This window comes from Nocardioides sp. CER19, assembly GCF_029846275.1.
Lineage (GTDB): Bacteria > Actinomycetota > Actinomycetes > Propionibacteriales > Nocardioidaceae > Nocardioides.
The window spans coordinates 87,407-108,939 of sequence record NZ_JARVWS010000004.1 but is presented as its reverse complement, the minus strand read 5'-3'; the positions used below and the strand labels follow the sequence as shown (position 1 = coordinate 108,939).

Here is a 21,533-nt window from a genome sequence, read left to right as displayed (position 1 = left end):
GAGAATGGACACGAGGTGACATGACCGCCACGCCGGTGAGCAACCTGCAGAGCGAGCATCTGCCCGACCCGACCGGTCACCCGGACGAGAGCAGCACGGCGGTCATCGCCGGCAAGTCTCCGACGCGACTGGCGTACGAGCGGTTCCGCAAGGACAAGCTCTCGATGATCTCGTTCTTCGTGGTCGTGCTCTATGTATTGGCGGCTATCACCGCCCCGTTCCTCGTCAAGCTCGGCGTCCTGGACCCGACGGGGTTCAACCAGGACCTGCTCAACGAGTTCACGCTGCCCAAGGGCAGGTTCGGTGGGATCAGCTGGAGCCACCCGCTCGGCGTCGAGCCGGGCACCGGCCGCGACGTGCTGTCCCGCGTCTGGCTCGGCACCACGCTGTCGCTGACGCTGTCGCTCCTGGCGAGCGCGCTCGCGATGGGGATCGGCACCGTGCTCGGCATCGTCGCCGGCTTCACCGGCGGCTGGGTCGACGGCCTCATCGGCCGGGCGATCGACCTGACCCTGTCGTTCCCGTCGACGCTGATGCTGCTGGCCCTCTCGGCGCCGATGTACGCCTTCCTCACGCAGTCGCTGCACGTCCCCTCGGGTGACTTCGGCTGGGCGACGTACGTCGTCGTCTTCCTGGCCCTGTTCGGCTGGCCGAGCATCGCGCGACTGATCCGTGGCCAGGTCCTCTCGGTGCGCGAGCGCGACTTCGTCGACGCCGCGCGGCTCTTCGGCGCGTCGCGCCGGCGCATGTACTTCAAGGAGATCCTGCCCAACCTCTGGGCGCCGCTGCTGGTGAGCTTCACGCTGACGCTCCCGCTCTACATCTCCGCTGAGGCGGCGCTGAGCTATCTCGGCGTCAGCATCAAGCCGCCCACGCCCACGCTGGGCAACGTGCTGAAGTACTCGCTGGACTTCGCCCAGTTCGACTTCGTGTTCTTCTTCGCCCCCGCGTTCGCGATCGCCCTCATCGTCGTCTGCTTCAACCTGTTCGGCGACGGCCTGCGCGACGCGCTCGACCCGAAGTCCAACCGGTAGCGCCCATCAGACTTCGACGGCAGGTCGCCGTCGAATGTGCCGCCGCACCAGGCGTGTCACACATCCAAGGAGAAGCAATGGCCAACAATCGAAAGCGGCTGCTCGCAGCGTCTGCTGCGACTGCGATGACGGTTGCACTCGCCGCGTGCGGCGGCGGTAGCGACGGCGGGAGCAACCCCGGCTCGTCGTCCAACGAGAGCGCGAAGGCGGGCGGCACGCTCACCTACCTCCTCGCGTCGCCGCTGGGTCACAACGACCCGCAGCGTGTCTACGTCGGTCGCGACATCACCAACTTCAGCCGTACGGTCTACCGCCAGCTGGTGACGTTCCCGATCTCGGACGACAAGGAGAAGGCGACCACCCCAGTCCCCGACCTCGCCACCGACACCGGCACCTCGACCGAGGGCGGCAAGGTCTGGCAGTTCACGGTCAAGGACGGCGTGAAGTGGCAGGACGGCAGCCCGATCACGTGTGAGGACTTCAAGTACGGCGCCTCCCGTGTCTTCGCGACCGACGTCATCACCGGCGGCCCGAACTACCTGCTGAGCTACCTCGACGTCCCCACGGCCGCCGACGGTTCGCCGACCTACAAGGGTCCGTTCAGCAAGGTTGGCCAGGCCGACTTCGACAAGGCGATCACGTGCGATAAGAACACCATCACGTACCACTTCAAGAAGCCGTGGCCCGACTTCCCGCTGGCCATCGCCGCGCTCCACATGATGGACCCCTACAAGCAGACCCAGGACAAGGCCGCGGGCTCCAACTTCGCGATCTTCTCCAACGGTCCGTACCAGCTCGACGGCACGTGGGACGAGAACAAGGGTGGCACCTTCGTGCGCAACCCCAACTACGACCCCAAGACGGACAGCACCGACCTTCGTCGCGCCCTCCCGGACAAGATCGTCTTCGACATCGGCAAGACGCCGGAGACCATCAACGACCTGCTGATCCAGGACAGCCCGGAGGCGCAGGCCGCCGTCAGCGGCAACCGCATCCTCCCGCAGTACATCGCCCAGGCCTCCGGCCTCGGTGACCGCTACGAGAACGTCGAGTCGCCGTACGTCGACTACCTGCAGCCGAACGTCAAGCGTCTCTCGCTGCCGGTCCGCCAGGCCCTCGCCCAGGCGACCAACGTCAACGGCTGGATCACCGCCGGCGGTGGCGAGAAGTTCTACAAGCCGGCCGACTCGATCGTGAACCCCTCGGTTCCGGGCTACCAGCCGGTCGAGCAGTTCAAGGACATGGGCGCCGGTGACCCGGAGGCCGCCAAGAAGACCCTGACCGACGCGGGCATCAAGATGCCTTACCCGATCACCTTCACGTTCGACGGCTCCTCGGAGACCGGCAAGAACGAGGCTGCCGCCCTGGCCGACACGTGGAACAAGTCGGGCTTCAAGGTCACCCTGAACCCGCTGACCGACGCCTACTACCCGACCATCCAGGACCCGAACTCCAAGTCGGACATCACCTGGGGCGGTTAGGGTGCTGACTGGCCGTCGGCCCTCACGGTCACCGCGCCGCTCTTCGACAGCCGCATCAACCTGACCAAGAACTCCAACGGTCAGGACTACGGCAACTACAAGAGCGACGAGTTCAACAAGCTGGTCGACCAGGCTCAGAACGCCACGAGCATCGACGACCAGACGAAGGCTCTGCAGGACGCCGACGCGGTCCTTGGTAAGGACTACGCCTACATCCCGCTCGAGATCGCCCTGTTCAACTGGGTCCACGGCTCGAAGGTCGCCAACTTCACCACGAACGCGGCTTCCAACGGCTTCCCGGACCTCGGCGCCATCGGCGTCAAGCAGTGAGGCGAGCGGCCTAGGCCGCTCCTCCACTCAGCAACATCGAGGGCCCCGGCCCTCACCAACCGAGCCGGGTGGACGCACTAGCGTCCACCCGGCCCCGGGTGGGAGCCTGGTCGCGTGGTCGTGACCCGTGACCAGGCGCCTGCGTGTCCAGACCCATCGAGCTCGACCTGAGGTGAATCCCCATGCTGGCCTACGTCATCCGCCGGATCTTCATCGGCGTGATCATGCTCCTGGTGATGAGCCTGGTGACGTTTGTCCTCTTCTTCGCCTCTCCGGTCGATCCGGCCCAGTTCGCGTGCGGCAAGAACTGCTCGCCGGAGCTGCGTGAGCAGGCGCGGAAGTCCTTGGGCTACCCGCCCCGCAACCAGGGCGTGTGGGAGAGCAACATCAAGGGCCCCGCGAACATGTGGGCGGACTTCACCAAGGGCATCGTCGCCGGCCGTGACTTCCCGGCCGACAAGGAGATGCGGGAGGCGGCGCCCCAGAACGTCGTCCACTGCTCCGCACCCTGCCTCGGCTACTCGCAGTACAGCGTCAAGACCGTCAACACGATGGTCTCTGCCGCGTTCCCCATCACGTTCTCGATCGCGCTCGCCGCGGTCATCCTCTGGGTCCTCTTCGGTGTCCTGATCGGCGTGCTCGCCGCGGTGACGAAGGGGTCCTTCATCGATCGTGGCATCGTCGGGCTGTCGCTGTTCGCCTATGCGTTCCCGGCGTTCTTCATCGGTACCTTCCTGCTGCGCTACGTCGCGATCAAGTGGGGCCTCGTCTCGGTCCCGTCCTACACGCCGATCGCCAGCGGTGGCCCGGCCAAGTGGGCGTTCAACCTGATGCTGCCCGCGATCACCCTCGCCCTGCTCTACATGGCCAGCTATGTCCGCATGACGCGCGCGTTCGTGCTGGAGTCGCTGACCGAGGACTACGTCCGGACGGCGCGCGCCAAGGGCGTCAGCGGACGGGTCGTGCTCTTCAAGCACGCGCTGCGGGCAGCGCTGACCCCGCTCGTCACGATGGCCGGTCTCGACTTCGCCAGCGTGCTGGGCGGTGCGATCATCACCGAGTCGATCTTCAACTTCAACGGCCTGGGCAAGCTGGCCGTGTCGGCGAACAACAACTACGACCTGCCGGTCATGATCGGCATCGTGCTGATGGCGGGAGCGTTCGTGATCCTGGCCAACATCATCGTCGACATCCTGTACGCCTTCATCGACCCGCGTGTCCGGGTCGGCTAGGAGAGTCTGTTCCTTGAGCACCGCGACCTCTTCCTTCCTCTCCGTCAGAGACCTCAAGGTCCACTTCCCGACGGCGGACGGCATCGTCAAGGCGACCGACGGACTCTCCTTCGACCTGGAGAAGGGCAAGACCCTCGGCATCGTGGGCGAGTCCGGCTCCGGCAAGTCGGTCTCCAGCTCGGCGATCCTCGGCCTGCACCGCGGCTCGAGCGCCCAGATCAGCGGTGAGATCCTGCTGGACGGCGTCGACCTGCTGCAGGTCTCGGACGAGGAGATGCGCCGCCGCCGCGGCCTGGACGTCTCGATGATCTTCCAGGACCCGCTCTCGGCGATGCACCCCTACTACACGGTCGGCAACCAGCTGATGGAGGCCTACCGCGTCCACAACAACGTCTCGAAGAAGGCCGCCCGGGTGCGCGCCATCGAGATGCTGGAGCGCGTCGGCATCCCGCAGCCCGACCGCCGCGTCGACGACTACCCGCACCAGTTCTCGGGCGGTATGCGTCAGCGCGCCATGATCGCCATGGGCCTGATCAACAACCCGGGCCTGCTGATCGCCGACGAGCCGACGACCGCGCTCGACGTGACCGTCCAGGCGCAGATCCTCGACCTGCTCCAGGACCTGCAGCGCGAGTTCGACTCCGCGATCATCATCATCACCCACGACCTCGGCGTCGTGGCGGAGATGGCCGACGACGTCCTCGTGATGTACGCCGGCAAGGCGGTCGAGTACGGCCCGACCAAGGACATCCTGGTCCGCCCGGAGATGCCCTACACCTGGGGCCTGCTCTCGAGCGTCCCGGACGTCGCGGCCGACACGTCGTCCAAGCTCGTCCCGATCCCGGGCAACCCGCCGAGCCTGCTCAACCCGCCGACCGGCTGCGCGTTCCACCCGCGCTGCCCCCACGTGGCGAAGGTGCCCGGCGACCTGTGCCGCACGGTGCAGCCTGACCTCGTGACGGGCCGCCAGGGCCTCGGCCACCTCAAGCGGTGCCACCTGGCCGACCCCGACACGGTCTACGCGAACGAGGTTCTGCCGGAGTTCGACCCCGTGCTGGCCGATGAGCTCGCCGACGAGCTCACGGCCGCCGATTCAAACGAGAAGGGCCTGCAGTGACCACCGACGAGCTGACTGATCGCGGCGCCGGCTCGGCGCTGACCGAGGCGAAGCCGATCCTTCGCGTCGAAGACCTCAAGATGTACTTCCCCGTGAAGAGCTCGGGGCTCATGCGGCGCACCATCGGTCACGTCCAGGCGGTCGACGGCGTGTCGTTCCAGGTCAACGCGGGCGCGTCCCTCGGCCTGGTCGGCGAGTCCGGCTGCGGCAAGTCGACGACCGGCCGTCTCATCACGCGGCTCTACAAGCCGACCGGCGGTTCGATCGACTTCGACGGGCGCGACATCGCCAAGCTGTCCGAGAACGACCTGCACCCGCTGCGTCGTGACGTGCAGATGATCTTCCAGGACCCCTACACGTCGCTGAACCCGCGGCACACGGTCGGCTCGATCATCGGGGCGCCGCTGGCGATCCACAAGGTCGTCCCGAAGAACAAGATCCTGTCGCGCGTCCAGGAGCTGCTCGAGGTCGTCGGCCTCAACCCGGAGCACTACAACCGCTACCCGCACGAGTTCTCGGGCGGCCAGCGGCAGCGCATCGGCATCGCCCGCGCGTTGACCCTGCAGCCGAAGCTGCTCGTCGCCGACGAGCCGGTCTCGGCGCTGGACGTGTCGATCCAGGCCCAGGTCATCAACCTCCTGCAGGACCTGCAGAAGGAGTTCGGGATCGCCTTCCTGTTCATCGCCCACGACCTGGCCGTCGTCCGCCACTTCTGCCCCGAGATCGCGGTCATGTACCTCGGCAAGATCGTCGAGATCGCCGACCGCGACACGCTCTACCAGCGTCCGCACCACCCCTACACCCAGGCGCTGCTGTCGGCCGTCCCGGACGTCAAGCAGGCTAAGGTCGGCGGCCGTCGCGAGCGGATCCGGCTCGAGGGCGACGTACCGTCGCCGATCAACCCGCCGTCGGGGTGCCGGTTCAGGACCCGCTGCCCGATCGCCCAGGACATCTGCGCGCGGGTCGAGCCGCCCCTGCTCCAGGTCGGCCCGACCCACAAGGTCGCCTGCCACTTCCCGGGCGAGATGGGCAAGCACCCGGAGAAGCCGATCACGCCGCGCCTCCTGGGGGTCGACGACAGCGGCTCGGCGGACCTCGCTGCGGGCCCGGCCACCGAGCTGCCGACGGGCCCGGGCTACTCGGACACCTGGTTCGACCTCAAGAACAACACCATGGGGAAGGCCTGAGACCCTGCGTCTCTAGGCTGGACCCGTGGAGGGACTCTTCGAGCTCGGCGGTACGTCGACCGGCGGGTCGCTGAGCTCGGCGGACCACGCGTCCGCGCCGCTGGCGGTCCGGATGCGACCACGGTCGCTGGACGAGCTGGTCGGACAGGCGCAGCTGCGTGCGCCCGGCAGCCCCCTGCGGCAGCTGATCGAGGGCGACAAGTCGCTCTCGTTACTGCTGTGGGGGCCGCCGGGCACCGGCAAGACGACGATCGCCTCGATCGTGAGCCGGCAGACCGACCGGCGCTTCGTCGAGATCTCGGCGGTCTCCGCCGGCGTCAAGGAGGTCAGGAGCGCCATCGACTCCGCCCGCGCGGAGCTGGTCGCGACCGGCAAGGAGACGGTGCTCTTCGTCGACGAGGTGCACCGCTTCAGCAAGGCGCAGCAGGACGCGCTGCTGCCCGGCGTCGAGAACCGGTGGGTGACGCTCGTCGCCGCGACCACCGAGAACCCCTACTTCTCGGTGATCTCGCCGCTGCTGTCCCGCAGCCTCCTCCTCAAGCTCGAGTCGCTGACCGACGACGACATCCGCGGCGTCCTCGACCGGGCGCTGAGCGACGAGCGTGGCCTCTCCGGCCGGTTCACGATCGACGACGACGCGCTCGACCACCTGGTCCGGCTGGCCGGCGGCGACGCCCGGCGCTCGCTCACCTACCTGGAGGCGGCCGCGGGAGCGGCGGTCTCGCGGCTCGACGGCGTCCGCAGCTCGACCGCCGAGAAGGTCGTGATCGACCTCGCGACCGCGGAGACGGCGGTCGACACGGCCGCGGTGCGCTACGACCGGGACGGCGACCAGCACTACGACGTCATCAGCGCCTTCATCAAGTCGGTGCGCGGCTCCGACGCCGACGCGGCGCTCCACTACCTCGCTCGGATGATCGAGGCGGGGGAGGACCCGCGGTTCATCGCGCGGCGGCTGATGATCTCCGCGAGCGAGGACATCGGGCTGGCCGACCCCACCGCGCTGACGACGGCGGTCGCCGCCGCGCAGACCGTGCAGCTGATCGGCATGCCCGAGGCCCAGCTCACGCTGGCGCACGCGACGATCGCGCTCGCGGTGGCACCCAAGTCCAACGCGGTCACCACCGCGATCGGCGCCGCGTTGGCCGACGTACGGGCCGGGAAGATCGGTCAGGTGCCCGCCCACCTCCGCGACGCGCACTACGGCGGTGCCAAGAAGCTGGGCCACGGGACCAGCTACGTCTACGCCCACGACGAGCCGTTCGGCATCGCCGAGCAGCAGTACCTGCCCGACGTGCTGGCCGACGCGGCCTACTACCAGCCCAAGGAGATCGGCGCCGAGACCGGCATCAAGGAGCGGTGGGAGCGCGTGCGCGCCATCATCCGGGGATCGGGCAGGAAGAGACCGAAGGGCTCGCGATAGGGTCGGTCCTCATGACGGCGCTCACGATCCTGCTGGCCTGCGCGGCCACGGTCGCTGCCGTCGTGGCGGTCGTGGCGCTGGTCCTGCTCCGGCGCGCGCGCCGGGACTCCGCACGCGAGGCGGCGGCTCTCCGCGAGCGGCTGGAGGCCCTCGAGTCGGGTCTCGACCGGCTCGACCACCGCGAGTGGTCGGCGACCGCACCAGTCGTCCGCACCGAGCACGAGTACGTCATCACCCACCTCGGCGAGCTGGAGGCCGGGCCTGGCGAGCCGGCGGGGCCGGTGCGGCTGACCGCGCCGGCCTTCGCCGACGCCGTGCTCCGGGAGACCGTCGTGCAGACGGCGTCGCTCGTCCAAGGCCTGCGGCGGGCACTGGCTCCGGAGTCCCGCAACCGGATCCGGTTCGAGATGAGGCGCGAGATCAAGCGCTCGCGGAGGGCCCGCAAGGTGGAGGTCAGGGAGGCGCTGCGCGAGTACCGCGCGCGGCACCGCGCCGAGGTCACGGCCGACCAGGTCACGGCTGACGAGGGCGCGGCATGAGGCGAGGACTCTGGTTCCTCGCCGGAGCGGGCATCGGCGTCTACGCGATGGTCCGCGGCCGGCGTGCCGCCGAGGCGTTCACCGGCGAGGGACTGCACGACAGGTGGCAGGCGCTCGAGCTCGGCGCACGCCTGTTCCGTGACGAGGTGGCCACCGGCAAGGCGGAGGCCGAGGCGCGGCTGCGCGAACGGTTCGGGCCGACGTACGACCCGCAGCGGCAGCTCGCCGCACCCCAGCCCGACGCGAGCTCGGCGCTCGCAGCGATCGATTCCAGCAACGACTTCCAGGAAGGTCCTCAGTGAGCACAGTGTCCGACGGTGGCCGGCCCGACACCTGGCTGAGCACGGCGGAGGTCCGCCAGCGCTTCACCAGCCACTTCGCCGACAACCCGACGCTGCCCCACACCGTGGTGCCGTCTGCCTCCCTGCTGCTCGACGACCCGAACCTGCTGTTCGTCAACGCCGGCATGGTGCCCTTCAAGCCCTACTTCCTGGGCCAGGAGAGCGCGCCGTTCCAGCGGGCGACCAGCGTGCAGAAGTGCATCCGCACGCCCGACATCGAGGACGTCGGCAAGACGACCCGGCACGGCACGTTCTTCGAGATGTGCGGAAACTTCTCCTTCGGCGACTACTTCAAGGAGGGCGCGATCACGCTCGCCTGGGAGCTGGTCACGAAGTCCATCGCCGACGGCGGCTTTGGCTTCGACGAGTCGGTCCTCTACCCGTCCGTGCTGGACGGCGACGACGAGGCGGTCCACTTCTGGAAGAAGATCACCGGGCTGCCGGACGACCGCATCGTGCGGCTGCCGCCCAAGGAGAACTACTGGTCGATGGGCGTGCCCGGCCCCGGCGGGCCGAGCTCGGAGATCCTCATCGACCGCGGCCCTGAGTACGGCGCCGACCGCGACTGGGACGCGGGGGACCGCTACCTGGAGTTCTGGAACCTCGTCTTCATGCAGGACGAGCTGTCCGCCGTACGGTCCAAGAGCGACTTCGACATCGCCGGCCAGCTCCCCAAGAAGAACATCGACACCGGCATGGGCCTGGAGCGGGTCGCCTACCTGCTGCAGGGCAAGCACAACATGTACGAGACCGACGTCATGTTTCCGGTCATCGAGAAGGCGATGGCGCTCACCGGTCGGGCCTACGGCGCCGACCACGGCGACGACGTCCGGTTCCGGGTCGTCGCCGACCACGTCCGCTCGTCGTTGATGCTCATCAACGACGGCGTCACCCCGGGCAACGAGGGCCGCGGCTACGTGCTGCGCCGGTTGATGCGCCGCGCGATCCGGTCCATGCGGCTCCTCGGCTGCGAGGACCGCGTGCTCCCCGAGCTGATGCCCGTCTCCCGCGACAAGATGGGGGAGACCTACACCGAGCTGCACCGCAACTGGGAGCGGATCTCCACGGTCGCGTTCGCCGAGGAGGACGCGTTCCGGCAGACGCTCAAGTCGGGCAGCCAGATCTTCGACATGGCGGCCGGCGAGGTGAAGCGGGCCGGCGGCACCGTCCTCGACGGGGCGAAGGCGTTCCAGCTCCACGACACCTACGGCTTCCCGATCGACCTCACGCTCGAGATGGCGGCCGAGCAGGGCCTGGCCGTCGACGAGGACGGCTTCCGCCGCCTCATGAGCGAGCAGCGCCAGCGGGCGAAGGACGACGCGCGGGCCAAGAAGAGCGCCCACCGCGACGCCGCCGCCTACCGGGAGATCGCCGACTCCATCGGCCGCAAGGTCGACTTCACCGGCTACGACACGACCACCGACGAGGGCACCGTGCGCGGCCTCATCGGGGTCGACGGCGTCGTCACCAGCGCGAGCGAGGGCGACGAGATCGAGCTGGTCCTCGACCGCACGCCGTTCTACGCCGAGGGCGGCGGCCAGCTGGCCGACACCGGCCTCATCGAGCTCGGCAACGGCGCTCGGCTCGAGGTCCTCGACGTCCAGTCGCCGATCACCGGCCTCATCTCCCACCGGGTGCGGGTCGTCAGCGGCGAGGTGACGCCGGGCCTGGGCGCGCACGCGGTCGTCGACCTCGGCCGCCGGCTGGCCATCAGCCGCGCGCACACGGCGACCCACATGGTGCACAAGGCGTTCCGGGAGGCGCTCGGCGAGACGGCCACCCAGGCCGGCTCCGAGAACGCGCCGGGGCGGTTCCGGTTCGACTTCTCCGCCACCGGCGCGGTCCCGACGTCGGTGATGGCCGACGTCGAGGCGACGGTCAACGCGGTGATCCTCGACGACCTCGCCGTGCAGGCGGAGTACATGTCGCAGAAGGAGGCGGTCGCCTCCGGCGCCATGGCCCTCTTCGGTGAGAAGTACGGCGACGTCGTCCGGGTCGTCTCCGTCGGCGACTGGGCCCGCGAGCTGTGCGGCGGCACGCACACCGCGTCGAGCGGCCGGCTCGGGGTCATCAAGCTGCTCGGCGAGTCGTCGATCGGCTCCGGGGTGCGTCGTGTCGAGGCCCTGGTCGGCACCGACGCCTACCAGTTCCTCGCCCGCGAGCACGTGCTCGTCGCGCAGCTCTCCGAGGCGTTGAAGGCGCGTCCCGAGGAGCTCCCCGAGCGGGTCAACGACCTGGTCGAGCGGCTGCGCGGTGCCGAGAAGGAGATCGAGCGGGTGAGGACCGCGCAGCTGCTGTCCAGCGCCGGCTCCATCGCCGAGGCGGCGGTCGACGTCGACGGGGTCGCCGTCGTCGCGGCCCGTGCCGCCGGAGCGGCAGCGGGCGACGTACGCACGCTGGCGACCGACGTCCGCGCCCGCTTCACCGATCGCGCGGCCGTCGTGGTGCTCATCGGGGACGGCGACGGCAAGGTCTCGGTGGTGACGGCGACCAACGAGCAGGCACGCGCCCGCGGGCTCTCCGCCAACGCGCTGCTCCGCGAGCTCGCGCCGGTCGTCGGCGGCCGCGGCGGTGGCAAGGACGACCTCGCCCAGGGCGGCGGCAGTGACGCGAGCCGGATCGACGAGGCGCTCGCCCTCGTGCTCGCCCTCGTGCCCGGCCTGGTGGCGAAGGCCTGATGCGCTCAGGGGTCAGGATCGGCATCGACCCCGGGGACGCCAGGATCGGCGTTGCCAGGAGCGATCCGACCGGATTCCTCGCCACGCCGCTCGAGACGGTCCGGCGTGGTCGCGGCGACCTGGCCAGGATCGCGGCGATCGCGGCAGACATCGAGGCCGAGTCGGTGCTCCTCGAGGTGGTCGTCGGCCTCCCCCGCTCCCTCAAGGGCGGGGAGAACCCGGCGACCGCCAAGGTGCGTGACTTCGCGGCCGGTCTGGCCCGCCGCCTGGCGCCGGTGCCGGTGCGCCTCGTCGACGAGCGGCTGACCACTGTGTCGGCGGAGGCTATGCTCCGCGATCGGGGACGCAAGGGGCAGGACCGGCGTTCGGTGGTCGACCAGGCCGCCGCCGTGCTGATCCTGCAGCACGCACTGGACACGGAACGCGCTTCGGGGGACGCGCCTGGAGAGATCGTCGAGGTTGGGACGCCATGAGTGAGCACGACGAGCGCGGACACATACCGGGCTTCGGCGACACGGCCGAGCGACCCGTCGTAGGCGAGGAGGACCTGGCGCACGACGAGTACGTCGACGAGGCGGAGCCGCCCCGACACAGCGGGCACCGCGCGGAGCGGCGGCGAAGTCGCGTCCCGGGCTGCCTCGCGGGACTCGTCGCGCTGGCCGTCGTGGTCGCCCTCGTGTGGGGTGGCTTCTCGTTCGTCAAGGGCAAGATCGACGGTCTCGGAGGCGGCGGTGGCGGCGACTACTCGGGTCAGGCCGCACACGGGCAGGTGACCGTCGAGGTCAAGCCCGGCGACACGGCCGCGCAGATCGGCCGGAGCCTGAAGAGCGCCGGCGTCGTGAAGTCGGTCGACGCGTTCATCTCCGCGGCCAACGCGAACTCGGACGCGGCCGGGATCCAGGTCGGCTACTACTCCCTCCAGCAGGAGATGAGCGCGGAGAACGCGCTCGCCGTGCTCGTCGACCCCAAGAACATCGTCAAGACCTCCGTCACCATCCCCGAGGGCCTGCGGGTGGTGGACATCGTCGACGTCCTCGCCAAGAAGACCGGGTTCAAGAAGGCCCAGTTCGAGAAGGCGCTCAAGGACCCGTCGATCGGGCTGCCCGCCTACGCGAAGGGCAACCCCGAGGGCTACCTCTTCCCCGCGACCTACGCGTTCGGTCCGAAGGACCAGCCGGTCGACATGATCACCAAGATGGTTGCGCGCTGGCAGCAGGCGGCGAAGGACAACGACCTCGAGGCGAAGGCGGCCGAGCTCGGCTACACGCCCGCCGAGATGATGACCATCGCCTCGCTGGTCCAGGCCGAGGGCCGCGGCGACGACATGCCCAAGATCGCCCGCGTCATCTACAACCGGCTCGAGGGGCCGGGCGACAAGCAGGGCACCAACGGGCGGCTGCAGATCGACGCGACCGTCAACTACGCGCTCGGCCGCAAGGGCGTCGCCACGGTGACGACCGCGGAGACGCAGACCGACTCGCCCTACAACACCTACGTGAACGCCGGTCTGCCGCCGGGTCCGATCGAGGCCCCCGGCGACGACGCCATCCAGGCGGCGACCCACCCGGCCGAGGGCGACTGGTACTACTACGCCACGGTCAACCTGAAGACCGGGGAGACGAAGTTCGCGAAGACCTACGACGAGTTCCTGAAGCTGCGGCAGGAGCTGAAGGACTACTGCGACAACGAGTCCGCCGGCGCCTGCTGAGGCCTCATGAGATGCGCCGTCCTGGGCGACCCCGTCGCCCACTCGCTGTCGCCCGAGCTGCACGCCGCCGGCTACGCCGCGGTCGGGCTCGAGGACTGGTCGTACGACGCCGTCCGGGTGCCGTCCGGCTCGCTCGCCGGCTTCGCGGCTGACCTCGACGCGACCTGGCGCGGCCTCTCGATCACGGCACCGCTCAAGCGGGAGGCGCTGGCGTTCGCCTCCCCGGTGACGGACCGGGCTCTGCTGGCCGGTGGCGTCAACACGCTGGTGCGCTCGGAGAGCGGCTGGGCGGGTGACAACACCGACCTGCCCGGTGCGATGTCGGCGATCCGGGAGCGCTACGCGGGGCCGATCCGTTCAGCGGTCATCCTCGGCGGGGGCGCGACCGCGGCCAGCGTCGGCCTGGCGCTGGCCGAGCTCGGCGCGTCGTCGCTGACCCTCGCCGTCCGCGAGCCCTCCCGGGCGGCCGCGACCGTCGCCGCGCTGGTCGCCTCCCCGACGGCGCCGGTCGTCGACGCCGTCCCCCTCGATGCTGTCGGCGGTTCCGCCGACGTGGTCGTCTCGACGATCCCCGTGTCCGCCCAGACCCCCGAGCTGGTCGCGCGCTGCGCGGGTGCCCCGGTCGTCTTCGAAGTCACCTACAACACCTGGCCCACCCCGCTGTCCGCCGCCGCGACCGGCGTCGTCGTCTCGGGGCTCGACCTGCTCGTGCACCAGGCGGTCCTCCAGTTCGAGCAGTTCACCGGCGTCCCGGCGCCGCTCGACGCGATGCGGCTCGCCGGCGAGGCTGCCCTCGCGGCGCGGAGCGGCGACTGAGGTCGGGTCGGGCCGCTGGGCGTCCACACCGGGCGCTGCCGCGCTCGCGATCCACAAGGCGCGCGTCGTGGAGCGACGCTGCTGGGTGGAGGCGGCGAGCGTGGCTCCGTGGGTGAGACGAAGCAAGTCCGCCCGGTGCGACGCCCGGTCGGAGTCGGCGTGGGAGCCACTGCTCCGGATCCTCCACGTGGCGTGCGACGTACCTGCCCTCCCGCAGGCGACCCTCCGGGACGCGGCCGATGTGGTCGTCGCCATCGCCGGCACGCCGACGCTCCAGGAGTACGACGGCGGAGATCCCCTGGAGCGCACCACGCACCGCCAGGACCGGCGTCGCGACAGCCGACTGGAGCGTCCCGACACGCCGGCGACCACGGCCGCCTCGTCGATCGAAGCACCAGCACGGACCGCAGACCACAACACCTGCCGCCACGCGACCGGGAGACCCGGCCGTCCGGCCACCGCCGTCGCGACACCTCACAGATGAGGCCTTGCGATCACCCCTTGAGCTCGAGGTCCCGAACCGCGCTGGAAGTCGCCACATTCGCCATCACCGAGGTCTGGGAGGCCGCGTCCCACTAGCCTCACGCCCATGCATCTCGTCCCGGCGCTGGTCTGCGCCGTCATCGGCGCGGGGACCGGCTGGTTCGTCCCGCGGGTCATCGCCGCGCTGCCCGAGCCGGAGGTGGATCCCACGGAGAAGCCGGGGGAGTTCCCCGACAAGGTGCTGTACGCAGACCTGGCGGCCGGGCCCGGGCTGGCCTGGCGCTGTGCGGTCGCGTGCGCGGTCGCCGCCGGCCTGCTCGGCGGCGTGTTCGGGTGGGTGTGGGCGCTGCCGTGGCTGCTGTTCCTGGTACCGGTCGGCTGCGCGCTCACCGTCATCGACTACGTCACCTGGTACCTCCCGGCGCGCATCATCGCCCCGTCGTACGTCGTCGTCGGCCTCCTCGTCGTGGTGGGGGCGGTGGCCGTCAGCGACTGGCACGTGGTGCTGCAGGGCGCGATCGGCTGGGTGGCGTTGGGGCTCTACTACGGGCTGATGTGGTTCATCAGCCCCCGGATCATGGCGTACGGCGACGTCCGTCTCGGCGGGCTGCTCGGACTCGCGCTCGGCCCACTCGGCTTCGCCCAGCTCATCCTGTCCGTGCTCGCGGCCGGTGTGCTCGGCGCCCTGTCGTTCCTCCCGCTCAAGCTGATGGGGCGCACCATCAAGCGCGACCCGAGCAAGGGCGCGCTGCGCGAGCACGTGCCGTTCGGGCCGTTCCTGATCCTCGGCGCGCTGGTCGCGGCCGTCGTCGGGAACGTGCTCAACCTCGCCTGACGCTCAGCTGTCCCGCAGCAGCTCGGCGACCGGAGCGAACGCGTCGGCGAGCTCCTCGCCGACGAGCAGGTAGGAGACCCCGAGTGTCTCCCGCCGCTGCCGGAGCTGGTCGGCCATGTCCGCAGGTGTGCCGGAGACGACGGCCACCGAGCCGCGAGCGGCGAGCGCCTCGGGGTCGACCCGACCGGCGAGGAACCGTGGCACGATGCCGCCGACCGCCATCAGGTTCAGGTCGAGCTCGAGGTCGTCGAACCGGCCGCCCGCACCGACGCGCACCTGCTCCACCAGCGTCGCCTTGGCCTGCTCCGTGGTCTCGTAGCCGACGCCCAGGGCGACGCCGTCGGCCACCCGGCCCGCCAGCCGCAACATCCGAGGGCGGCTGGCCGCGACCAGCAAGGGCACCGGTGGCGCGCCCTCCGCACGCAGCGCGATCACCGCGTCGTCGACGGTGTAGTGCGTGCCACGAGCGGTGACCGTCTCACCGGCGAGGAGCCGCCGGATGATGCCGATCGACTCCTCGAGCCGCTCCAGCCGGACGCCGCCCTGGTCGAACGGGAGACCGAGCATCCGGTTCTCCAGCGCCGCATCGGGACGACCTGCGCCGAGTCCGAGCTCGAACCGGCCGTCCGAGAGCATCGCGAGGGTCGCGGCCTCCTTGGCCACCAGGACCGGATGACGCAGGTCGTTGGCGAGGACGTAGGTGCCCAGGTGCAGCCGCTCGGTCACGGCGGCGGCTGCGGCCAGCGCCGGGAAGACGGCGGGCAGGTGGGCGAGGTTGTCGGGCATCACCAGCGTGTCGAAGCCGAGCGCCTCGATCCGACGGACCTGGTCGAGCCAGGCCGACCGGCTCCGGGCGCCGCCCGTGACGACCCCGAAGCGAAACGGTCGGGCCATGCGATCACCTCGCTGGGACGGGTACGACGCCAACCTAGCGCTCGTCGGCCCTCGTCTCACCGGCCCCGGCCGCGCATGCGATCAGGACGGCCGGATGGGAGACTGGGCCGCATGTTGCGTTGGCTCACTGCGGGCGAGTCCCACGGCCCGTCGCTGGTCGCGATCCTCGAGGGCCTGCCCGCCCACGTCCGGATCACGTCGGAGGAGATCGCCGACTCGCTGGCGCGTCGCCGGCTCGGCTATGGCCGCGGCGCGCGGATGAAGTTCGAGCGCGACGAGGTGACGCTGGTCGGCGGTGTCCGCCACGGTGAGAGCCAGGGTGGCCCGGTCGCCGTTCAGGTCGGCAACACCGAGTGGCCCAAGTGGGAGACCGTCATGTCGGCCGACCCGGTCGACGACGCCGTCCTGGAGGGTCAGGCACGCAACGCGCCGCTGACCCGCCCGCGCCCCGGGCACGCGGACCTGGTGGGCATGCAGAAGTACGACTTCGAGGACGCCCGGCCGATCCTGGAGCGGGCCTCGGCGCGCGAGACCGCCGCCCGGGTCGCGCTCGGCCGGGTCGCCAGCAACTTCCTGGAGCAGAGCGTCGGCGCGCGGGTCGTCTCGCACGTGCTGGAGATCGGCGGCATCCGCACCCCGGGCACCGACGTGCCCACGGCCGACGACGTGGCCCGGCTCGACGAGGACCCGGTGCGCTGCCTCGACGCCGACGGCTCGAAGCAGATGGTCGAGCGCATCGACCAGGCGCACAAGGACGGCGACACCCTCGGCGGCGTGGTCGAGGTCGTCGTGCACGGCCTCCCGCCGGGCCTCGGCTCGCACGTCCACTGGGACCGCCGGCTCGACGCCCGGCTCGCCGGCGCCCTCATGGGTATCCAGGCGATCAAGGGCGTCGAGGTCGGCGACGGCTTCGAGCTCGCCGCCACCCCGGGCAGCCAGGCGCACGACGAGATCGTCACGGGCCCCGACGGCATCCGCCGTACGTCGGGACGCAGCGGCGGCACCGAGGGCGGCATGTCCACCGGCGAGACCCTGCGGGTGCGCGCGGCGATGAAGCCGATCGCCACCGTCCCGCGGGCGCTGCGCACGATCGACGTCGCGACGGGGGAGGCGGCCGTGGCGCACCACCAGCGCTCCGACGTCTGCGCGGTGCCGGCGGCCGGCATCGTCGCCGAGGCGATGGTCGCGCTGGTGCTCGCCGACGCGGTGCTGGAGAAGTTCGGTGGTGACTCGGTGGCCGAGACGCGGCGCAACGCCGAGTCCTACCTCGCCTCCCTCCGCTACCGATGAGCGCGTCGCTGACCCCCCGCGTCGTGCTCGTCGGCCCGATGGGGGCCGGCAAGACCACCGTCGGCCGCGTCCTCGCCCGGCGCTGGGGCGCCGAGCTGCGGGACACCGACGTGGACGTCGAGACGGCCGCCGGCAAGCCGGTGCCCGAGATCTTCGTCGACGACGGCGAGGAGCACTTCCGGGCGCTGGAGAAGGCGGCGGTCGCCGCCGCCCTCGCGACCCACGAGGGCGTCCTCGCGCTCGGCGGCGGTGCGGTGCTCGACCCCGACACGCAGGTGCTGCTGAAGGACCATGCGGTCGTCTTCTTGAAGGTCGGCCTGGCCGACGCGGTCAAGCGGGTCGGGCTCGGTACCGGTCGCCCGCTGCTGCTCGGCAACGTCCGCTCCCGAGTGAAGCAGCTGCTCGAGGAGCGCACCCCCGTCTACGAGGCCGTGGCCACGCTCGTGGTCGACACCGACGGCCGGACCGCCGAACAGGTCGCCGACGACATCGAGGAGGGACTCGACCGATGACGACGATCCACGTGGGCGGTGCGTCGCCGTACGACGTCCACATCGGGCGTGACTTCGCCGACCTGCTGCCCGGCATCCTGGGGGAGCAGGTCCAGCGGGTCGCGTTCGTCTACGCCGGCTCCCTGGGCGCCCTCGCCGAGCCCCTGCTCGACCGGCTCGTCGACCGCTACGAGGTCCTCGCCCTCGGCCTTCCCGACGGCGAGGCGGCCAAGACCGCCGCCGTCGCCAACGACTGCTGGGAGGCGCTGGGGGAGAAGGGGTTCACCCGGTCCGACGCCGTCGTCACCTTCGGTGGCGGGGCCACGACCGACCTGGGCGGCTTCGTCGCCGCGAGCTGGCTGCGCGGGGTGCGGGTCGTGCACGTGCCGACCACGCTGCTCGCGATGGTGGACGCGGCCGTCGGTGGCAAGACCGGCATCAACACGGGTGCGGGGAAGAACCTCGTCGGCGCCTTCCACGAGCCGGCGGGGGTCCTGTGCGACCTGGCTCTGCTGGGCTCGCTGCCGCGCGAGGAGCTCGTCGCCGGTCTCGGTGAGGTCGTCAAGTGCGGCTTCATCGCCGACCCGCGCATCCTCGAGCTGGTCGAGACGACCGACCCGGAGACGTTGACCGCCGAGTCGCCTGTGCTGGAGGAGCTCGTCGAGCGGGCGATCCGGGTCAAGGCCGAGGTGGTCGTCGCCGACCTGAAGGAGGCCGGCGGCGCGGACGGCCACCCCGGGCGTGAGGTGCTCAACTACGGCCACACCCTGGCTCACGCGATCGAGAAGCACGAGAGCTATGCCATCCGGCACGGCGAGGCCGTCGCCATCGGCTGCGTCTACGCCGCCGAGCTGGCCCGGCTGGCCGGCCGGCTCGACGACGCGACGGCCGCCCGGCACCGCACCGCCTTCGAGCGGGTCGGGCTCCCGACGACGTACGCCTCGACGAGCTCGGGGCAGGCGGTGACGTTCGACGACCTGGTCGGTGCCATGCGGGTCGACAAGAAGGCGCGCGGGTCGCAGCTGCGGTTCCTCGTGCTGGACGGGCTGGCGAAGCCGTCGATCCTCGCCGGCCCGAGCGAGGAGCTGCTGCGCGAGGCCTTCCGGGCGGTGTCGGCGTGAGAGTCCTCGTGCTCAACGGCCCCAACCTCGGGCGCCTCGGCAAGCGGCAGCCGGAGATCTACGGTGCCACCACCTACGAGGACCTCGTCGCCCTCTGTCGGCGTTGGGGCGCGGAGCTCGACCTCGACGTCGAGGTGCGCCAGACGAACCACGAGGGTGCCCTGCTCGACTGGCTGAACGCTGCCGCCGATGCCGGCACCCCCGTGGTCCTCAACGCCGGTGCGTGGACCCACTACTCCTACGCGCTCTGGGACGCCTGCGCCCAGCTGACCGCGCCGCTCGTGGAGGTCCACATCAGCGCGCCGTCGAAGCGGCCCGAGGAGTGGCGGCACACCTCGGTCGTCACGCCCCACGCCGTCCGCGTGATCGAGGGAGACGGCGTTGACGGCTACCGCACGGCGTTGGAGACGATCGCCGGTCGCTGAGCCGCCTCACCGGACGCGCACCATGAACTGCCGATCGCCGGTGACCACGGACCCCACCTGCTGGCGGACGCTGACCGACGGCGAGGTGTCGTCGGACTCCAGCTGCAGGGTCAGGTCGAGCTCGTCGTTGCGCGGCGCCGTCTGCAGGTCGCGGATCAGCTGACCGAGGGAGGACGGTCCCTCGTCGCCACCCACGGTTCCGACCTCCTCGGACCCATCGGCGCCGACGTCACCGCTCGCCGACGAGCCGATGTCGACGACGCCCATCACGCCGTGCGGGGCGGCTGCCGGCACCCGAAGGCTGGTGGTGATGACCTTCGTGCCCAGCTCGTCGCGGCGCGACCGGAGGAAGACGCGCAGGAGGATCCGGCGACCGTGTCGGACCCGGAGCACCGAGCGCGGCCCGGCGGTCCGCCAGACGCCGCGCACCCGCACCTGCGCCTTGGCGATGCGGTAGGAGCGCACCTGGTCGCTCAGCGCCGCGTCGACGCTGACCCGGTCGAGCGTCACGCCGGTCACGTCGTTGTTGACGAGGGCGTCGACCGCGGCGGCGGGCTCGCCACTCGCCGCGTTGGTCACGTCGGCGCTGTCGACGAACCGGTTGGCACGCGTGAGCGTGAACCGGGCGCCTGCCGCGGTGCGACCGCTGATCGTGAAGCGCACGTACGCCGAGCCCTTCCCGGTGTGGTCGAAGACGCGGTCGAGGTTCGCCAGCAGCCCGAGCTGCGTCGCCGTCGAGGCGAACTCCGGCACGCTGACCCGGGTGTCGCCGGTCCGGCTGGCCCCCCGGGTCCCGGTGACGACCGTGTGGATGAGCGTGGTCGCCGGCCCGGCGCCGAGCTCGCCCTTGATCCCGGCCAGCCGGTCCTCGTCGACGACGCCGACCGGGCCGGTCGGGTTGGACACCTTGAACGGAGCGCCGAGCGGGTCCTCCTGGATGTCGATCGCGTCCGCCCCGTGCATCGTCAGCGAGGTGTCGCCGGCGAAGCCGAACGGGTGCCCGAAGCCCACCACGACGCCGTCGCACACCATGGTCGTCGTACCCGTGGCGACCGCGGAGAAGTCGCCGTAGGACAGGGAGGCCGCGAGGTTGCCGCCCGCGACGATCTGCGGGTCCCCGCCGGCGGCCGGAGCGGCCGCCGCCGGGCCGGACCGGTAGAGCCTGACGTTGTCCAGACCGAGCCGGCTGGACGCCCGCTTGAGCCGGGCGCTGCTGAGGCCCGACACCGCGACCGGGACGGTCAGGCGCTCGAGACCCGAGCCCGCCTCGCGCGCGGTCGTCGCACCGCCGTCGACCGCGCTCGCCCGGAGCCGGGCGGGCAGACCCACGCGCTGCGCGGGCCGTGCCTGCGGGGCCGCGGAGGCCGGCGAGGACGTGAGCAGTGCCTTCATGTCCACGGCGGGCGTGACCCCGGCCACCGGTGACGAGCCGTAGGCCAGGCCGTAGGAGACCGCGCCGATGAGGCGCCCGTCGGCGGCGTAGACCGGCGAGCCGCTCATCCCCTCCCAGATGCCGCCGACGCGGTCGATCTCCGGGGAGGTGAGCCTGACGACGATCATGTCGAGCCCGGGTCCGATGCCGTCGGTGATCGTGCCGAGGACCGAGCCGGTGAACGTCTCCGGCGTCGTTCCCGAGGACACGGTCAGCCCGTCGACCGGCTGCCCCGCCGCGATGCCGTCGAGCGGCGCGACGTCCGGGCACTCGGCGTCTGCCGCGGGTGGCACCGACCGCGCGGGGGAGACGGGCAGGGAGACGGCGGCGCCGGCCAGCGACACCGCCCCGAGAAGTGCGGCCAACGGCCGTCGCACGCGCAGGGACATCAAGAGCTCCTTCGTCAAGGCGTCTGGCGACACCGAGATGGCGCGGACCGGTCGGTCCGGGTGCCACTGAGACGGTGAAGCAGCGTCAGTTGGTTGTGACATCGGAGCGCGGGACGCCCCGGCAGATACACGTCGGGGCCAGGAGATCACCCATGACGGTGACGACACGGTCGAGGGAGCGCTAGGGTCACGCCCATGCCAGTTCCGTGCTGAGAGGTCGCGGCCGGCCGCCCGAGGGCGCCGGCACCTTCGTCGACCTCTGAACGACCTCACGGAAGGCTCTCCTC

At 70.9% G+C, this 21,533-nt stretch carries 20 protein-coding genes; 18 read left to right on the top strand and 2 right to left on the bottom strand.

Annotated features, from left to right (window positions below; genetic code table 11):
- The first annotated feature begins 20 nt into the window (after positions 1–20).
- The 14 genes from QDS12_RS19925 (at position 21) to QDS12_RS19860 (ending at position 15,204) form a co-directional block, all read left to right on the top strand.
- Positions 21–1,034, top strand: a complete 1,014-nt coding sequence (locus QDS12_RS19925) for an ABC transporter permease (RefSeq protein WP_279882428.1) — start codon at positions 21–23, stop codon at positions 1,032–1,034.
- Positions 1,035–1,159: 125 nt separating this feature from the next.
- On the top strand, positions 1,160–2,515 hold the full coding sequence (locus QDS12_RS19920) for an ABC transporter substrate-binding protein (RefSeq protein ID WP_279882426.1): 1,356 nt from the start codon (positions 1,160–1,162) through the stop codon (positions 2,513–2,515).
- 512 nt (positions 2,516–3,027) lie between these two features.
- Positions 3,028–4,077 (top strand): ABC transporter permease, encoded by a 1,050-nt coding sequence (locus QDS12_RS19915; RefSeq protein ID WP_279882424.1) that lies wholly within the window; start codon positions 3,028–3,030, stop codon positions 4,075–4,077.
- Positions 4,078–4,090: 13 nt separating this feature from the next.
- Positions 4,091–5,194, top strand: coding sequence for an ABC transporter ATP-binding protein (locus QDS12_RS19910; RefSeq protein WP_279882422.1), 1,104 nt, complete (start codon positions 4,091–4,093; stop codon positions 5,192–5,194).
- A complete protein-coding gene (locus QDS12_RS19905) occupies positions 5,191–6,381 on the top strand; it encodes a dipeptide ABC transporter ATP-binding protein (RefSeq protein ID WP_279882421.1) in 1,191 nt (396 codons plus the stop codon). The genes QDS12_RS19910 and QDS12_RS19905 overlap by 4 nt, the downstream gene beginning before the upstream one ends.
- Before the next feature lie 25 nt (positions 6,382–6,406).
- Positions 6,407–7,804: a replication-associated recombination protein A gene (locus tag QDS12_RS19900; protein ID WP_279882420.1), complete on the top strand. Its 1,398-nt coding sequence runs from the start codon at positions 6,407–6,409 to the stop codon at positions 7,802–7,804.
- Between the two features lie 11 nt (positions 7,805–7,815).
- Positions 7,816–8,343 carry a hypothetical protein gene (locus QDS12_RS19895; protein ID WP_279882419.1) on the top strand — a complete coding sequence of 176 codons (528 nt, stop codon included), beginning with the start codon at positions 7,816–7,818 and terminating at the stop codon, positions 8,341–8,343.
- Positions 8,340–8,645, top strand: a complete 306-nt coding sequence (locus tag QDS12_RS19890) for a DUF6167 family protein (RefSeq protein ID WP_279882417.1) — start codon at positions 8,340–8,342, stop codon at positions 8,643–8,645. Before QDS12_RS19895 ends, QDS12_RS19890 begins: the two co-directional genes overlap by 4 nt.
- 35 nt (positions 8,646–8,680) lie before the next feature.
- Positions 8,681–11,362 carry an alanine--tRNA ligase gene (gene alaS, locus QDS12_RS19885; protein WP_279883484.1) on the top strand — a complete coding sequence of 894 codons (2,682 nt, stop codon included), beginning with the start codon at positions 8,681–8,683 and terminating at the stop codon, positions 11,360–11,362.
- Entirely contained in the window at positions 11,362–11,835 is a 474-nt protein-coding gene (ruvX, locus tag QDS12_RS19880) for a Holliday junction resolvase RuvX (RefSeq protein WP_279882416.1), read from the top strand. The genes alaS and ruvX overlap by 1 nt, the downstream gene beginning before the upstream one ends.
- Positions 11,832–13,070, top strand: a complete 1,239-nt coding sequence (gene mltG / locus QDS12_RS19875; protein WP_279882414.1) for an endolytic transglycosylase MltG — start codon at positions 11,832–11,834, stop codon at positions 13,068–13,070. The genes ruvX and mltG overlap by 4 nt, the downstream gene beginning before the upstream one ends.
- Before the next feature lie 6 nt (positions 13,071–13,076).
- Positions 13,077–13,886: a shikimate dehydrogenase gene (locus QDS12_RS19870; RefSeq protein ID WP_279882412.1), complete on the top strand. Its 810-nt coding sequence runs from the start codon at positions 13,077–13,079 to the stop codon at positions 13,884–13,886.
- A 67-nt stretch (positions 13,887–13,953) separates the two neighbouring features.
- On the top strand, positions 13,954–14,370 hold the full coding sequence (locus QDS12_RS19865) for a hypothetical protein (protein ID WP_279882410.1): 417 nt from the start codon (positions 13,954–13,956) through the stop codon (positions 14,368–14,370).
- A 105-nt stretch (positions 14,371–14,475) separates the two neighbouring features.
- A complete protein-coding gene (locus tag QDS12_RS19860; RefSeq protein WP_279882408.1) occupies positions 14,476–15,204 on the top strand; it encodes a hypothetical protein in 729 nt (242 codons plus the stop codon).
- A 3-nt stretch (positions 15,205–15,207) separates the two neighbouring features.
- Here QDS12_RS19860 and QDS12_RS19855 read toward each other — a convergent pair whose 3' ends face one another.
- Entirely contained in the window at positions 15,208–16,098 is an 891-nt protein-coding gene (locus QDS12_RS19855) for a TIGR03621 family F420-dependent LLM class oxidoreductase (protein ID WP_279882406.1), read from the bottom strand.
- A gap of 111 nt (positions 16,099–16,209) precedes the next feature.
- On the opposite strand from QDS12_RS19855, the gene aroC reads away from it, so the two are divergent.
- From aroC to QDS12_RS19835, 4 genes are read left to right on the top strand one after another with little or no spacing between them, the layout of a single operon-like run.
- Positions 16,210–17,388 (top strand): chorismate synthase, encoded by a 1,179-nt coding sequence (gene aroC, locus QDS12_RS19850; protein ID WP_279882403.1) that lies wholly within the window; start codon positions 16,210–16,212, stop codon positions 17,386–17,388.
- A complete protein-coding gene (locus tag QDS12_RS19845) occupies positions 17,385–17,900 on the top strand; it encodes a shikimate kinase (protein ID WP_279882401.1) in 516 nt (171 codons plus the stop codon). The genes aroC and QDS12_RS19845 overlap by 4 nt, the downstream gene beginning before the upstream one ends.
- Positions 17,897–19,000: a 3-dehydroquinate synthase gene (gene aroB / locus QDS12_RS19840; RefSeq protein ID WP_279882399.1), complete on the top strand. Its 1,104-nt coding sequence runs from the start codon at positions 17,897–17,899 to the stop codon at positions 18,998–19,000. The genes QDS12_RS19845 and aroB overlap by 4 nt, the downstream gene beginning before the upstream one ends.
- Positions 18,997–19,425, top strand: coding sequence for a 3-dehydroquinate dehydratase (locus tag QDS12_RS19835; protein WP_279882397.1), 429 nt, complete (start codon positions 18,997–18,999; stop codon positions 19,423–19,425). Before aroB ends, QDS12_RS19835 begins: the two co-directional genes overlap by 4 nt.
- A gap of 6 nt (positions 19,426–19,431) precedes the next feature.
- Here the strand turns inward: QDS12_RS19835 and QDS12_RS19830 are convergent, their stop codons facing one another.
- On the bottom strand, positions 19,432–21,246 hold the full coding sequence (locus tag QDS12_RS19830; RefSeq protein WP_279882396.1) for a SpoIVB peptidase S55 domain-containing protein: 1,815 nt from the start codon (positions 21,244–21,246) through the stop codon (positions 19,432–19,434).
- Positions 21,247–21,533 lie beyond the last annotated feature (287 nt).

Bases quoted from the DNA above. Each gene is read 5' to 3' on its own strand.
- QDS12_RS19855 (WP_279882406.1), bottom strand. From the start codon at position 16,098: ATGGCCCGACCGTTTCGCTTCGGGGTCGTCACGGGCGGCGCCCGGAGC.
- QDS12_RS19830 (WP_279882396.1), bottom strand. From the start codon at position 21,246: ATGTCCCTGCGCGTGCGACGGCCGTTGGCCGCACTTCTCGGGGCGGTG.
- QDS12_RS19870 (WP_279882412.1), top strand. From the start codon at position 13,077: ATGAGATGCGCCGTCCTGGGCGACCCCGTCGCCCACTCGCTGTCGCCC.
- QDS12_RS19920 (WP_279882426.1), top strand. From the start codon at position 1,160: ATGACGGTTGCACTCGCCGCGTGCGGCGGCGGTAGCGACGGCGGGAGC.
- QDS12_RS19915 (WP_279882424.1), top strand. From the start codon at position 3,028: ATGCTGGCCTACGTCATCCGCCGGATCTTCATCGGCGTGATCATGCTC.
- aroB (WP_279882399.1), top strand. From the start codon at position 17,897: ATGACGACGATCCACGTGGGCGGTGCGTCGCCGTACGACGTCCACATC.
- mltG (WP_279882414.1), top strand. From the start codon at position 11,832: ATGAGTGAGCACGACGAGCGCGGACACATACCGGGCTTCGGCGACACG.
- QDS12_RS19890 (WP_279882417.1), top strand. From the start codon at position 8,340: ATGAGGCGAGGACTCTGGTTCCTCGCCGGAGCGGGCATCGGCGTCTAC.
- QDS12_RS19895 (WP_279882419.1), top strand. From the start codon at position 7,816: ATGACGGCGCTCACGATCCTGCTGGCCTGCGCGGCCACGGTCGCTGCC.
- ruvX (WP_279882416.1), top strand. From the start codon at position 11,362: ATGCGCTCAGGGGTCAGGATCGGCATCGACCCCGGGGACGCCAGGATC.
- QDS12_RS19845 (WP_279882401.1), top strand. From the start codon at position 17,385: ATGAGCGCGTCGCTGACCCCCCGCGTCGTGCTCGTCGGCCCGATGGGG.
- aroC (WP_279882403.1), top strand. From the start codon at position 16,210: ATGTTGCGTTGGCTCACTGCGGGCGAGTCCCACGGCCCGTCGCTGGTC.
- QDS12_RS19860 (WP_279882408.1), top strand. From the start codon at position 14,476: ATGCATCTCGTCCCGGCGCTGGTCTGCGCCGTCATCGGCGCGGGGACC.
- QDS12_RS19925 (WP_279882428.1), top strand. From the start codon at position 21: ATGACCGCCACGCCGGTGAGCAACCTGCAGAGCGAGCATCTGCCCGAC.